The following is a 285-nucleotide window of genomic DNA, read 5'->3' on the forward strand; positions in this document are numbered from 1 at the left end:
GCGGCCTTGTATGAGAGCTGGTCGATTCCGACCTCGGTATTGCTGGTGGTGCCGCTGGGCGTACTCGGCGCAGTGCTGGCGGTGAGCTTGCGCGGTATGCCTAACGATGTGTTCTTCAAGGTGGGCTTGATCACCATCATCGGTCTGTCGGCGAAGAACGCGATTCTGATCATCGAGTTCGCCAAGGACCTCTACGACCAGGGCGAAGACCTGATCACCGCCACTTTGAAGGCGGCGCGGTTGCGCCTGCGCCCGATCATCATGACCTCGCTGGCGTTCATCCTT

At 60.0% G+C, this 285-nt stretch carries 1 protein-coding gene; it reads left to right on the forward strand.

The features are described from left to right. A partial coding sequence (locus AC0L3B_RS39345; protein WP_473383176.1) for an efflux RND transporter permease subunit occupies positions 1-285 on the forward strand: 285 nt, incomplete at both ends.

It is taken from the genome of Bradyrhizobium sp. Kon56, assembly GCF_055807635.1.